The organism is Pandoraea sp. PE-S2R-1, from assembly GCF_002179865.1.
Classification (GTDB): Bacteria; Pseudomonadota; Gammaproteobacteria; order Burkholderiales; family Burkholderiaceae; genus Pandoraea.
In genome coordinates, this window is record NZ_NGUR01000015.1 from 323,774 (window position 1) to 338,122 (window position 14,349).

General features: G+C 61.4%; 10 protein-coding genes. 5 read left to right on the forward strand and 5 right to left on the reverse strand.

Going from position 1 to position 14,349, the window contains the following annotated elements:
- Positions 1-116: 116 nt before the first annotated feature.
- From CDV44_RS18840 to CDV44_RS18850, 3 genes are all read left to right on the forward strand, one after another.
- Positions 117-497 carry a helix-turn-helix domain-containing protein gene (locus CDV44_RS18840; protein ID WP_058377302.1) on the forward strand — a complete coding sequence of 127 codons (381 nt, stop codon included), beginning with the start codon at positions 117-119 and terminating at the stop codon, positions 495-497.
- A 170-nt stretch (positions 498-667) separates the two neighbouring features.
- The gene (locus CDV44_RS18845) at positions 668-1,738 is read left to right on the forward strand and encodes a patatin-like phospholipase family protein (protein WP_087689602.1); all 1,071 of its coding nucleotides are present in this window, start codon (positions 668-670) and stop codon (positions 1,736-1,738) included.
- Entirely contained in the window at positions 1,739-3,187 is a 1,449-nt protein-coding gene (locus CDV44_RS18850; RefSeq protein WP_087689604.1) for a GntP family permease, read from the forward strand.
- A gap of 115 nt (positions 3,188-3,302) precedes the next feature.
- Here CDV44_RS18850 and CDV44_RS18855 read toward each other — a convergent pair whose 3' ends face one another.
- The 5 genes from CDV44_RS18855 to CDV44_RS18875 all read right to left on the reverse strand — a co-directional run bounded on the left by CDV44_RS18855 (position 3,303) and on the right by CDV44_RS18875 (position 11,324).
- Complete coding sequence (locus tag CDV44_RS18855; RefSeq protein WP_058377299.1) at positions 3,303-4,286, reverse strand: M14 family metallopeptidase; 984 nt, start codon at positions 4,284-4,286, stop codon at positions 3,303-3,305.
- Between the two features lie 138 nt (positions 4,287-4,424).
- Positions 4,425-5,762 (reverse strand): MFS transporter, encoded by a 1,338-nt coding sequence (locus tag CDV44_RS18860; protein ID WP_058377298.1) that lies wholly within the window; start codon positions 5,760-5,762, stop codon positions 4,425-4,427.
- A 245-nt stretch (positions 5,763-6,007) separates the two neighbouring features.
- Positions 6,008-7,564, reverse strand: coding sequence for a DUF1254 domain-containing protein (locus CDV44_RS18865; protein ID WP_249277620.1), 1,557 nt, complete (start codon positions 7,562-7,564; stop codon positions 6,008-6,010).
- 12 nt (positions 7,565-7,576) lie between these two features.
- Entirely contained in the window at positions 7,577-9,106 is a 1,530-nt protein-coding gene (locus CDV44_RS18870) for a DUF1254 domain-containing protein (RefSeq protein ID WP_249277621.1), read from the reverse strand.
- 232 nt (positions 9,107-9,338) lie between these two features.
- Entirely contained in the window at positions 9,339-11,324 is a 1,986-nt protein-coding gene (locus CDV44_RS18875) for an alkyl/aryl-sulfatase (protein ID WP_087689608.1), read from the reverse strand.
- Between the two features lie 467 nt (positions 11,325-11,791).
- On the opposite strand from CDV44_RS18875, the gene CDV44_RS18880 reads away from it, so the two are divergent.
- Positions 11,792-12,415 (forward strand): response regulator transcription factor, encoded by a 624-nt coding sequence (locus CDV44_RS18880; RefSeq protein WP_087689610.1) that lies wholly within the window; start codon positions 11,792-11,794, stop codon positions 12,413-12,415.
- The gene (locus tag CDV44_RS18885) at positions 12,412-14,328 is read left to right on the forward strand and encodes a sensor histidine kinase (protein WP_087689612.1); all 1,917 of its coding nucleotides are present in this window, start codon (positions 12,412-12,414) and stop codon (positions 14,326-14,328) included. Before CDV44_RS18880 ends, CDV44_RS18885 begins: the two co-directional genes overlap by 4 nt.
- Positions 14,329-14,349 lie beyond the last annotated feature (21 nt).

The following is a 14,349-nucleotide window of genomic DNA, read 5'->3' on the forward strand; positions in this document are numbered from 1 at the left end:
GCCGTAGGCCCGGCGCTTTGCAATGGGTGACACGCACTATCGGCTCAAAGTATAGTGACGAAGGGCCGAAATCCCCAGTAGGCACCTTTCAGTTGAATAGTCACCATTTGGTTACCATGGGCAAGTCCGAACCCTTCGTTTTTGAAGAAACCTGCGTGCCGCGCCGCGTGCTGGAGCTGTTCAGCGTCAAATGGACGAGCATGGTTCTGTACGCGTTGCAGTGCGGCACGACGCGCACCGGCGAGTTGCAGCGCCGCCTGCCGGGTATCTCGAAGAAGATGCTCACGCAGACCTTGCGCGAGCTTGAGCGTGACGGGCTGATCCATCGCGAGGTCTATGCCGTCGTGCCGCCGAAGGTCGAATACTCGCTCACGCCGCTGGGCGAGCTGTTCATCGAACCCATCGAAATGCTCTACCGCTGGGGCAATCAGCACGCCGACGTGCTGGCCCAACTCAGCCTGCGCCGCGGCAAACCGCCGCAGATCGACGAGGCGTAACCGCCCGCGTCCAACCTTCCCAACGTGTCCACCCGTAAGGTTGCCGATTTCACGGTTATCTGAGACAGTGGCTTTGTTGCACCGCAAACAACGTAGCGTCTGCAACCGTACTCTCGTTCCGACCCACGCGGCCAGCGCCCGTCAGCGCGGCGCCGCATCGCCGAGGGATCATGCCGCGCGCTCCACGAGACAGTACCCCGCGTCACCCGAGTACCACCTCACCACTTCCCATTGACCTCGCGCTGCAAGGCGGGGGCGCCCACGGTGCGTTCACCTGGGGTGTGCTCGACCGTTTGCTCGAAGCAACCACCCACACGGCATCGCTGCGTATTGAAGGCATCTCCGGCACATCCGCCGGCGCGATGAATGCCGCCGTACTCGCGACCGGTTTCGCACGCGGCGGCCCCGATGCCGCACGCGGCGCCCTTGAGCAATTCTGGCGAGACGTTGCGCACGCCGGCCGCTTCAGTCCACTGCGCCGCACACCGCTCGACGTCGTGCTCGGCCGCTGGTCGCTCGACAACTCCCCGTTCTTCGTCCTCTTCGATCTCGCCGCACGTGTGGTGTCGCCCTACGATCTCGCGCCGCTGGAATACAACCCGCTGCGCAGCCTGCTAGCCGATCACATCGATTTCGACGCCATCGCCACTTGCCCGATCCAGCTGTTCATCACCGCCACCAACGTGCGCACCGGGCGAGGACGTGTCTTTCGCAATGCCGAAATCACGTCGGATGTGCTGCTCGCCACCGCGTGTCTGCCGATGCTCTACCGCGCCATCGAGATCGACGGTGAAGCCTATTGGGACGGTGGCTACGCGGGCAATCCGACGATCACCCCGCTCGTTCGCGAAACCGTCTCGCGCGACACGATTCTCGTGCAGGTCAACCCGGTCGAGCGCGCAGAAGTCCCACGCTCCGCGCGCGAGATTCTCAACCGGGTGAGCGAAGTCTCGTTCAACGCCACGTTGCTCAAGGAACTGCGCATGATCGCGGTGCTGCGCCAAGTGGTCGATGCCGGTACGGCAGAGGGCCGCCGCTGGGCGCAAATGCGCATGCATCGCATTGCGAGCGACATGATGACCTCGCTCGGCTACTCGTCGAAACTCTCCGCCGAGTGGGACTTTCTGGTGATGCTGCGCGACGAGGGACGCCGTTGTGCCGAGACCTTCCTCCAACAACACGGCACGGATCTGGGCGAACGCTCGTCGCTGGATCTGGACGCGCTCATGGAGTCAATCTGAATGGAGCTTGCCGGCATTCTCATTGGTCTGTTGCTGCTGGTCTGGCTGGCCTATCGCGGTTGGAGCGTGTTGCTGCTGGCCCCCGCCGCCGCCATGCTCGCTGCGGCGCTCTCGGGCGAACCCGTGCTCGCGCACTGGACCCAGACGTTCATGCAGAACGCGGCACGCTTCGTCGCGCAGTTCTTCCCGCTGTTCCTGCTGGGCGCGCTCTTCGGCAAGCTGATGGAAGACAGCGGCGCGGTACGCGCCATCGCTGCCTTTCTCACCGACAAGCTTGGAGCACGTCGCGCCATGCTGGCCGTTGTGCTGGGCGGCGCGCTGGTGACCTACGGCGGCGTGAGCCTGTTCGTAGCGTTCTTCGTGCTGGCACCGATGGCACATGCGCTATTTCGTGAGGCAAACATCCCCGTACGTCTGATGCCTGCCGCGATTGCGCTGGGCACCTCCACGTTCACGATGTCGGCCATGCCGGGCACGCCCGCCATCCAGAATGCGATCCCGATGCCCTTCTTCGGCACCACGCCGTTTGCCGCGCCGGGGCTGGGACTGATGGCGTCCGCCATCATGCTGGCCGTCGGTCTGTGGTGGCTGACATGGCGCGAGGCACAGGCTCGCCGTGCAGGCCATGGCTATGCCGATAACGAAGTGTGGGACAAGCGTGCCGACCCTACTGTCGTGCGCGAGCGTGCCAGCGTTGCCCGTGAGTTCGACCCGGCAGAAATCGAACAGGGACATCGCAACGAAGCGCTGCCCGGCATCCTCACTGCCGCGTTGCCCCTCGTCGTCGTAATTGCCGGCAACTTCGTGATGAACGTGCTGGTGTTCCCGCGCCTCGATGCGAGCTATCTCGCCGAACCCCGCTGGGGCGGCATTACGCTACAGAGCGTCGCGGGGGTCTGGGGTGTTTGCGTCGCACTCGCGAGTGCAATTCTCGTGTTGATCGCGTTGCAGTGGCGACGCCTTCCCGCACTTCGCAAAACCATGGACGCGGGCGCCAACGCGTCGGTGCTGCCGATCATGTGTACGGCAAGCCTCGTCGGCTATGGTGGCGTAATCGCCGCGATGCCCGGCTTCGAACTCGTACGCGACTGGGTGTTGTCGATCGACGGCGGCCCGCTCGTCTCACTCGCGCTTTCGGCCAATCTGCTGGCGGCCATCACGGGCTCGGCCTCCGGTGGTTTGACGATTGCCCTCGACGCCCTCGGCCCCGCGTATGTGAGCCTTGCCGCACAGCACGGCATCGATCCAGCGCTGATGCACCGCGTGGCGGTCATGGCATCGGGCACGCTCGACAGCCTGCCGCACAACGGTGCCGTGGTCACGCTGCTGGCCGTATGCGGCAGCACGCACCGCGACAGCTATCTCGACATCGTCATGACCAGCATCGTGAGCGCGCTGATCGCGTTGGTCGCCGTGATCGTCGTCGGCTCACTGGCCGGGTCGTTCTGACGGGTTCTGCTGTCACTTCGTCCGCCGTCAAACGACAAAGGGGCCGGCAAATTTGCCGGCCCCTTGTCACATCCGATCGTCAGACAATCGGCGGTGCATCACACGTCGTGTTCGCTCAGCGATCCAGCAAGCGGCCGAGTCGCATCATCGTGACGTTCACGCCAAGGTGGCGCATCGACGGCTGCACGATCACGCAGTTGTCGTAAGGCGTGACGATGACCTCGTCGCCATCGCGGGCGATTTCCGTCCCGGCCTTCTCGATCACTTCCAGCCCCGTGAACGGCTGCGAAAAACGGAAGTCCATCGAACGTGCCACGACCGGCTGCGTGATCTCGACAAACTTCTGCTTGGCCGGCTTGGTCTGCGTGAGAAATTCGGCAACGTCGGCTTCCGCCACCACACCCGCGTGCAGCAGGAAACGCACTGCCGAATCCAGCGCCACATCGCGTGCGCTCTTGGCGAAGTGCTGGCCCGTCTCGATGAGCAGCGCGTTCTTCGGGCTGGCCGTGTCGCCAAAGCCGCCGTAGTCACGCATGCGCGTGCCGTTGGCGTGGCCCTTGTCGATGATCACGTGCTCCGGCGTGCCCAGCTCTGCTGCCAGCGCAATCGCCTTCTCCAGCGGGCCGGTCATCATCAGCGGTGCCGAGGCTTCGTGCATCGAGTGGATGTCGAGCAGCAGATCGACCGTGTCGATAAACGGACGCATGGCGCGGGCACGCGTGAGTTCGCGGCTCTGACGCTCACCGTCGAGTGCCGACGGCGTCCAGACACGGTTCATGTCTTCATCGAGAAAACGCGTCGCGTCGGCGTTCTCTGCGCTGAACTGTTCGTAGGCGTCGATATTGCCGAAGCCCAGCGACAGGCGGCCCGTGACCGGACGCAAGCCCGATGCGAGCAACGTATCGACGGCAATGGCGCCGCTCACTTCGTTGCCGTGCGTGAGCGCGAGAATCATCACGTGCTTGCCGGGCTTGCCGCTATCGAACGTATGCAGATAGTCGATGCCGGTGTTGCCTTCGCGCCAGCGGGTAATGTCGGGGAACGAGACTTCGATGGGGTACGCCGGCAGGGCGGCGCGGATCGCTTCGAGCGTGGTCATGAAAAGACTCCACAGGGGATGCCGAAAAAGGCCGACGACGCTGCCACAGGGGAGGCGGCAGGCGTCGTCGTTGCGGCAAAAATCAGTACAAGAAACTCAGTACGACAAACTCAGTACAACAGACTCAGTGCAACAGACTCAGGCAGCCTTCGACGCACGCGAGGCGCGGTGCGGAATACCGGCAATCTTGCCGGCACGCACGCGGCGGCCCAGCGCGATCACGGCGCTGATACTGAGCACAGCGGTGGCCATCACATAGAAGCTCGGCGCGAGCTTGCTGTGGGTGGCGTCGATCAACCACGTGACGATCAGCGGGGCAAAACCGCCGAACAACGTCACCGAGAAGTTGTACGACAGGGCCAGACCGGTGCCGCGCGTGCTCGTCGGGAAAATATCCGCCAGCAGGGCCGGCAGCGGCGCGAGGCTGACCGCGATGAGCAAGCCCACCAGCGCCTGCACCATGAGCAACGTCTGGAACGTCGGATACAGGTTAAGCAGCACGAACAGCGGGTAAGTCGTCACACCCACGAGAATCAGCGCGATCAGCATCACGCGGATACGGCCGAAGCGGTCCGACAGATGGCCGACCACGGGTGCGGCGAGCATCAGCATCAGGCCCGTCACTACCGCACCGACAAACGACGACGTCGCCGGAATGTGCAGTTGCTTGACGGCATACGTCGGCATGTAGAGCTTGTGGACGTAGTTGAACGCCGTCGCAGCGGCCACCACACCGGCGCCGAGCAGCATATTGGCGCGGTCACGGCCGAACACTTCACGCAGCGGCGACTTCTCGCGTTGCTGTTGGCTCAGCTTCTTGAAGTCGGCCGTCTCGTCGATATTGCGGCGAATGTACAGACCGACCGGGCCGATGAGCAGACCCACGGCGAAGGCGACACGCCAGCCCCAGGCACTCAGTTGATCGGCGGTGAGCAGCATGCTGAGCAGTGCGGAGACACCGGCGGCGAGCACCGTGGCCAGACCTTGCGTCGACATCTGCCAGCTGGCGAAGAAACCGCGACGCTTGGCGTCGGCATGTTCGACCATGAAGGCGGTGGCGGCACCGAATTCACCGCCCGTCGAGAAGCCTTGCAGCATGCGGGCGACGATGATGATCAACGGCGAGGCGATACCGATCTGCGCATACGTCGGCGCAAACGCGATCATGGCGGTGCCGAGCATCATCAGGCCGATCGACACGGTGAGCGAGGCTTTGCGGCCGGCGCGGTCGGCGTAGCTGCCGAGCACGATCGAGCCGAGCGGACGCGTGACGAACGAGATACCGAACGTGCCCACGGAGAGCAGCAGCGAGGTCGTGGCGTCGTGTGAGGGGAAGAACAACTGACCGATCACGATGGCGAAGTAGCCATAGATCAGCAGGTCATAGAACTCGAGTGCGTTGCCGATACTCGCGGCGCAGATTTCACGCCACGGGTTGTGGGGCGCCGGGGTGGCGGCGCGGGAATTGCTGGTCATGCCTGCTCCTCTGGATCCGCTGGCGTTGGGGATAGTGTAGGTGCCGTGCGCGCGTCGCACGCGGACACCGAGCCAGTCTCAGGAAGCGGAGTGTAGGCGGCATAAAAACGGTCTTCGTGCCGTTTCGGCACGCAAACGTGCTGATTGGGTGGCGGGGGGGCCATTGATGAAAAACAACGAACGCCGTCAGGGATTTCGGTAAATCTCCACGCAGAGCCCCCGCCCCTTGTTACCTTGTCACCCAGTTATTGAGAAATGCGTTTGACGTCGTCAGGCTTCCACGTTTGGTCGAAGAACGCTTTCTTTGGGCTATAGAGCCGCAGGATGATGAAGTACCCCTTGTCCGGGACGGTCTGCACCCAATTGGCCTCTTTCCCGGGCGGTGCCTTAGGACCAAAGAAGAGGTCAAACGAGCCGTCGGCATTCGGCGCCGGTTTGTCCATCGAGTTCAGGGATGGCAACGGCTGTCCGTTGTCGAGCCCTGACGCCGTGATCGGGTCATACACCGTGACGGACCAGAAGTTGGCTGCCGGCACGTTGGGCGGCAAATGGAGCTGATACGTCGCACCGCCTTGCAGGTAGTTGCCGTCTGAGTCCCGCCACGTCGAAGGATACTTAGCGCCCTTCTCGACCATATCCACCACCATGCCCGGACTGGCCGCATACGCCGTTGTGAAATAGGCATTGCGCTGAATCAGGTTGGTGAACGTTCCGCTTGCCTGGAATTGCGGATTCTGTCCTGCGAATACGTTTTCCCACTGCCGATCCGAGTAATACCGTCCGCCCGGCTGGGTACTCAGACCGTCCCAAATCTCCGTCTTGCCCATCTTGAACGCCGTGCGGGCCGCCTTGTCCAGAAGCGCGCGTTGTCGCGCCGTCGGCTGAAACGGTTTGCCCTTCTGTATGCCGATCGCCGCCATCATGCCGCGCCAATCCATGTCTGCCGGGTCGACACGCTCCTGCTCGACAAACCGCGCCAGCATGTCGAAGTAGGCGCCATCGTGAGCGAACAACATGTCAGCCGGCTCGGTCGATCCGTTCGGAAACTTCATCGGCGTGGCCGACTCCCGTTTGCCGTACGGATAAATGCGCGCCGCGGCAACCAGATCATTAGCCGGCTTCAGATCCTTGGGGTCCGAGAAGAACACGCGGAAGAATACGAGCACGTTGTCAGTCCGAGATCGATACACGTAATAGCCCTTCGGTATCGGACGATCGTAGTTCCAGGGGACGATCAGATACTTCCCCCCCTTGCCACCGTCCGGACCGACAAACCCGAAGTCGCCGCTGTACGCTTTGCCGGCGATGGTTGGGCCGGTCAGCGGGCGCTGGAAAAAGTCGTCCAGAATACCCTGCGTATTCGGCGGCACCTCAACGACGATCGGACCGTCCTTGGCCAGGTTCACGTACCCCATCGCGTAGAGACAGTCCGAGTTGGGTGTGGTCACCTTCGTCTTCGCGTTGAGCCGCTGCTTCCAGACAGGCAACACGTTGTATCCCGCACCGTAAGTCTTCTCCGACCCTTCCTTCATCGCGTACAGATTCACGGCCGGCAGCGACCACAAGTAGACCTGGACCGCCCGTTGAAAATACAGCTCTTCGCTGAGTGCCTTCGCCGACTCTGCGGTAGGAAAGTCCCCCGCGAACGGTGCCGAGGCCAACGCGTCGCGACTCGCCTCCAGCGTCTGTGCGAGCGCGCTCTGCGCAGACGCGTTGGCAGCGTATGCAGTCATGCCCGTCAAGAGGACAGTAATGGCGCCCGCCAACAGACGCGACGACTGATTTTGCTTGTTCGATTTCATTTGTCCACCTGATCAAGAGGCCAGTTGAAAGTCAGCTAATCTGAAGGTCTTGTTGTTCAGCGCGGCCGTCGGCCCATAAAGGCGCATGGCAGGCAGCGGGCGCTTTCCGGAGGTCGGAATCCAATTCGATTCAAGCCCGGCCGGGGCGCGGGGGCCGACGTAAAGCGTTACGCCGCCATCGGCATTGCGCTTCATGGTGTCCAGATCGTAGGAGGAAAGCGTCGTGCGGTTCGACTCGCTGTAAATGAACGCGTTGGTTGCGCGGTCATAGACAGTGAGCGCCCAGAATTGCTTGACGGGCATCTGCGCGGGAACGTCGAGCTTGTATAGCTTTCCCGCCTCGAGAAGATTGCCGTTGCTGTCCGCCAGCGCCATCAAATACTGCGTCGCCGGGTCAGCGCCCAGCACCTGTGGCATGTAAGTGCACCAGAAGTACTCTGCCGCGCGATTGATCAGATCAATCCGGTCGTCGTAGACGAAGGTGAACCGCTTGTTCTCATCGCCCTGTAGCAGCGAGGCGTAGTGCCGGTCGGGCCAAAACAGCTTTTCCCGCGGGAAGTGGTCGTACCAATATTGCAGGTAAAACCAAGCGTCGATAGCCGCCTGACGCATGGCCTTCTTCGTGACGTCGTCCGGCGCAAATGGCTTGCCCTTCTGAATGCCCAGCGACGTGAGCATTCCCATCATGATCTTGTCCTGCGGGTTGACGGGCTCTACGCTCATGATCGCGTGCATGTCGTCGAAATGACGCTCGTCGAAATACGGCAGCGTCGGGTAGCGCTCTGAAATGGGATCAATGAAGCGCTGCTTCGGGGGACTTTCTGCCTCGGACAAGTAATACATCCGCAACCGCTGCGCATATCGATAGGCATCTGTCGCGCTCTTGCCCGGTGCACGCACCGAGCGGAACGCCAGCGCGATTCGGTAGCTGGGCGAGGCGACATGGAGATAGTGCTTGGGCACCGCGCCTTTGTAACCCGGGGCAGTGAACAGAAACTTCGCCCCTTTGCCCTTGTCCAGTCCCGAAGGGCCGACGTCTGCGATCGTAAATTGCCAGGCGTCGACGACTTGCCCATACACACTTCCTTCGGCGCCGGCCGCAGGCACCTCCAGCACCACGGGCCCCTTTCTCAGGTCGGTAAAGGCCGTGATGTACGGCGTCGTGCTATTTGCCGTGATGGCTTCGAGCTTCGGGGTCGCCGGGGCCGAATAGGAGATGATGTCGTTGTCTTTGACGCCAAGATTCTCAAAGGCTGCCCGCCGAAAGCTATAGATGGCGATCGCGGGCATGTTCCAGAGCACCGCTTCAAATGCCCGTTGATACTTGATCTGGTAGTCGAAGTCCTTGATCGACGGGGACGAGCCGGCCGGCGGCTGACCGCCCGAGGGCTCCATCGGACTGCCCGCCCCAGATGCCAGACCACCCGGCGCTCCCTCTGCGGCGACGGTGGGCGCCCCGCCTGTTGCGGCCAAGCCGGCGACGACGGCCATACTCATGCGGTGAAACTCTCTGCGCGACACGGTCATTGCTCCGCTCTCCATGCAGTCTCCACCCTCCGGCGGATAAGTCATTGACTTGACGGTCCAGCCTGCGCAAAGCATCAAATACTTTGCAAGGCGCTGCCATTAGGAGAAGGGGCAACCAAGTTGCACTTTGGGGCAATATCGGCGTATTGCCTTTGAAAACACGCCGATATCCCATTGCAGAAAAAAAGCCCGTACGCACATCGCATACGGGCTCAGGAGACTCACTACCAGCCTTACACCGGGTTGATCACGGTTCAGCGATCGTGAACCAGAAGTCGAACTTGTCGTACAGACCGAGCATCTCCTTGAACTTCGCCCGGTCGCCATCGAACTGCACCTGCCCGCTTTCCGCGAGATTCCCCAGCTTCAGCTTGCCCAGCGCAATGTCGTCCAGCGTCGTGCGATTCAGCGAGATGTTGGCATCGGCCTTCTGCAACACGGTGTCCTTGCTGTAGTTCATCACGCCGTTCTTGACCGTCAGCGCGTACTTTTCCTTGGTGTCCGGGAAAGTCACGTTGAACGCATACGCCTTGTCCGCTGCCTTGGGTCCGTTCAAGTGAATCGCGAGGAAGTCCAGGAACATCTCGGTCGTCATGCCACGAATGATGTCGGGCGAGGACGTATTCGGCGTGGCCACCTTATGCACACCGCCTCGAAGTTCCTGTGCGCCGCTCAGGTAGAAGTTGCGCGCCGGCCCCGATTCCGCCTGATACCCCAACTGCTCCAGCGCAGCGGCTTCGAGATTGCGGGCGGCCTGATTCGTCGGCTGCGCGAAGACCACCTTGTTCGTCAGTTCGGCAGCCCAGCGATAGTCACCCTTGTCGAACGCCGCCTTGGCGCCCGTGAGCATCTTGTCCGCACCGATCAGGTCCACGTACCGCTTCGCTTCATCGGTCGGCGCATACGGGTCGAAATTCGCGGGATTACCATCCCACCACCCAAGGTAGAGCTGATACGTCGCGCGCACGTTGTGCTTCAGATTGCCGTAATAGCCGCGGCTATAGAATTCTTTGGCCAGCGAATCGGGCAACTGGAACTTGTCCGCGATCTCGTGCATCGTCATGCCCTGATTGGCCATGCGAAGCGTCTGATCGTTGATGTAACGATAGAGGTCGCGTTGCTTCTCAAGATGCTGCACCACACGATCGTTACCCCATTGCGGCCAGTGGTGGCTGCTGAAGGACACGACAGCGTCGTTGCCCCAGAGGCGAATCGTCTCGTCAAGGTAATGGGACCACTTCTGCGCGCTCCGGACCTTCGCACCACGCAACGTGAGAATGTTGTGCAGCGTGTGCGTCGCGTCCTCGGCCAAGTCGATCGCCTTGAACTGCGGGAAGTAGAACAGCATTTCCGCAGGTGCCTCAGTACCTGGTGCCATCTGGAAGACGATGTCGACGCCGTCGATATTCAGCGTCTCGCCCGTTTTCTTGATGAGCTTGCTCGGCTCGAACAGCGTAATCGTGCCGGCTGCCGTCGTGAGACCGAGGCCACCGCCGACGTTACCCTTCGGATCCTTCGGCAGCAAATTGCCGTACATATACGACGCCCGTCGACTCATGACGGTGCCGGCGAACACGTTTTCGCTGACCGCTTCTTCCATGAAGCCCTCGGGCGCCACCAGCGGCACCTTGCCCGAGCGCACGTCCTTTTCGTCGACCACACCGCGCACACCGCCGAAGTGATCGACGTGACTATGCGTGAAGATCACGCCGGTGACCGGGAGCTTCTCCACCTTGCTGTTGACGAGATCGAGTGACGCTTTGGCCGTCTCGACGGACGTCAGTGGATCGATCACGATCCAGCCGGTCTTGCCACGCACGAACGTGATGTTGGCCAGATCGACGTTGCGCACCTGATAGATACCGTCGACCACCTTGAACAAGCCTTGCGCCGACAGCAACTGCGATTGCCGCCACAAACTAGGGTTGACCGTCGGGGGCGCCTCACCCGCCATGTTCTTCTTTAGGAAGTCGTACTGAGAGAGATCGATCACCGTGTTGCCTGCGGCGCCCTTGACGACAGGATTCGGGAGTTCAGCAATGAATCCTCGTTGAATGTCCTCGAAGTCCTGCTTGTTGGCGAAGGGCAGGAAGTTCAGCAACTTCTGATTCGCGTCGCGCGTGGCCGCCGTTGCATCGGCAGGCTGCGGTGGCGACGACTGCGCATGCGCCACGGTCCCGGCAAGGGTCGCGGCAACAAGCGCCATCACGGCAACTACGAACTGGCGTTTCATGAGTCCTCCGCAAAGACATTGGGTGAGCGTTATGACATCCGGCCAAATAACCACGGAAGTCATTCTCAACATTTGCCTGCGGCTAAAACATAGGTACATGGGGCAAAAATCATGTCCATTTTGGGCAATCAGAAATTAATTCATCTGCAAAATTTTCACTCGGCGAGAATCACAAGCAGTGAAATCGCGAATCACCAAGCACCTGTCACTTCACGCCAAAAGCCACGCCACCACACCGCCCCATGCCGAACTCTCTTTACGAATTTATTCAGAGATGCTATCAATTGAACTATCTTGAAATTCTAGATATGGCGCCTCTGGATCACCCCAAAAAATTGAATCGTTATTTATTATTCAAAACACAATAATTTAAATTACCCACGTCGGAATTATTCCTACACACCGGCGAACATTCTTTCAACTCCCGGGGGAGATTTCTTTCAGCGCGCGAGCCAAGCGGAGATACCATGAATGCCAGTCGTGAATCGGTTGTGCATGTTGTCGATGACGACGCCTCCATGCGGTCGGCACTGACACGCCTGTTGTGTGTGTCGGGTTATGACACAAAGGAATATGCGTCCGCGGGAGAATTCCTCGTGAGTGAACCGGACGATCGCCCCGGTTGCGTTCTCCTCGATCTTGAGTTGGGTGGCCCCAACGGCCTCGACCTGCAACGCGCGCTCCGGCGTCAGGCGTCGGACCTGCCGGTCGTGTTCATGAGCGGCTACGGCGACGTGGCGCGCTCCGTCGAAGCCATGAAGGCCGGTGCCGTGGATTTCCTTATCAAGCCGTTTGAGCGCGATGCCCTGATGCGCGCGGTGGAAACCGCCATCAGCCTCGTGCCGCGTAAGTCGACACCGTCTTGTACGGACGACGTCCAATCCACGCTGAGCGGACGTGAACAGGTGGTGCTGCAAGGCATCACCAAGGGGCTGCGCAACAAACAGATCGCCGCAGAACTGGGGCTCTGCGAGCGGACCGTCAAAACGTGCCGCGCGGAGATCATGCGTAAATTCCGCGCCACGTCACTGGCAGAGCTGCTCCGGCACACCGAGAAGCCAATCTCCGGCGTGGCCGTACAAATGTCGTGACCGGCATCGCCGGCCGCGCCATCCGGGGGACCGTATCACTGGTGATATTCACCATGTGCGGTCTTGTGACGCCCACGGCGTCAGGCGCGGAGCCGCCAAAAGTGGTGTTGCTCACCGGCGGTGACCCCCTGCAAGCGGCGGTGCTCATGCAGGCGCAGGCAATCCGCACCGTCTTGAACGCCGAATTGCCGCTAGGCAGCGAAACCTTCCTTGATACGCTCGACGGTCTTCGATTCGGTGCCGACCGGCTCACGCCAGAACTCGTTGCCCTGCTGCGCAAGAAGTACGACAGCGAGCACATCGATCTTGTGATCGCCATCGGCAACTACGCGGCCGAGTTTGCCCGCACACATCACGCGGCCATCTGGCCGGGAACGCCTGTGCTGGTCACCAGCGTCCCGGAAGCGTGGCTAAGACGGACGGGCGAATTCCCGTCTACGTTCGTGATGATGCCGTACCGCATCGAGATCGGAAAAACACTGACCATCGCCGAGTCGCTTCAGCCCGAAGCCTCCCATTTGGTTGTCATCGGGGGAAGCGCAGAGGTGGACGCGCGGTTCTCCGACGAAATCGTCGAAACGGCGGCACAGCGCCGCGAGAAATGGAGGTCGATCGAGCGATGGGAGGGATTGTCGGTGCCGGAGCTTCGCAGCCGGCTGGCCAAACTGGATAAGCGCACCACCGCAGTCCTGTATGGAACCCAGTACCGGGACCAGGGCGGCAGGCGTTACTTTCCCTTCGAACTGGTCAACCGAATCGCCGAGGACGCCCCGGTGCCCATCTACGGGTGGTACGCCAACTATATCGCCCAAGGGGCGGCGGCCGGCGCGGTGTATGACCTCGAAGAAAACGGCCGCATGACGGGCGAGATAGCCGCGCGCATGCTCATGGGGGACAAGACCCTCCGAACCGGCGCAGTAGCACCGGCGTTACCTGCACGATGTATCGCCAACATCGCAGTGCTACACCGTCTCGGCATCTCCGAACGGTCTCTCGGCCCGGACTGCAAGTGGCTCAACGTCCCACATCCGCCCTATCGGGAGTACTGGAAGGAAATGGCGGTGGCGCTTTTCGTCATTGGCGCGCAGGCTTTTACGATTGTCGCCATGCTCAGGCAGCGACGCGAGCGGCGCATCGCCGAACGAAAAGCCGCGACGCGTCATGCCGATCTCACGCGGGCATCGAGAATTGCGACTGTGGGCGAACTCAGTGCATCGATCGCGCATGAAGTCGGGCAGCCGTTGGGGGCCATTCTCAGCAACGTTGAAGCGGCGGATTTGATGATGCAGGCCTCCGGCAACAGTGACACCGAGCTGCGTGAGATTCTGACCGACGTCAGACGCGATGCCCTGCGCGCCAACGACGTGATCGTGCGCTTGCGCGCGTTGCTCCAAAAGCAGGCCATCACGTTCGCACCGGTCACATTCGACACCGTGCTCGAGCGCGCGACTTCGCTAGTACGCCCGGAAGCGCGTCGCCGCGGCATCGTCGTGCACACCCGGTTCGGCACGAACGAGGCGCAAGTGTTCGCGGATCAAGTGCAGTTGCAGCAGGTACTGCTCAACTTGGCAATCAACGCGTTGGACGCGATGGAAAATGCCGAGCAGCAGGATCGCGAGCTGTCGATCACGACACGTGCCGCCGGCGAGGGTCTCGAACTCGTCGTTTCGGATCGAGGCATCGGCATTCCGGAAGACAATGCCGATCAGCTATTCGAAGCGTTCTACACGACCAAGGAGCGCGGCACCGGGCTTGGCCTCTCGATCGTGCGCTCCATCGCCGAAGCCCACCGGGGGGGGGTGTCTGCACGACGCAGAACCGGCGGCGGCACCGAATTCGTTCTCTGGCTCCCGCTCGCCTCCGAGATGCTCAATCCTGCGCATCGCACCGACATCGAGACGACGAGCGCCTGATCAGCCAGTGCGCTCGCCCTC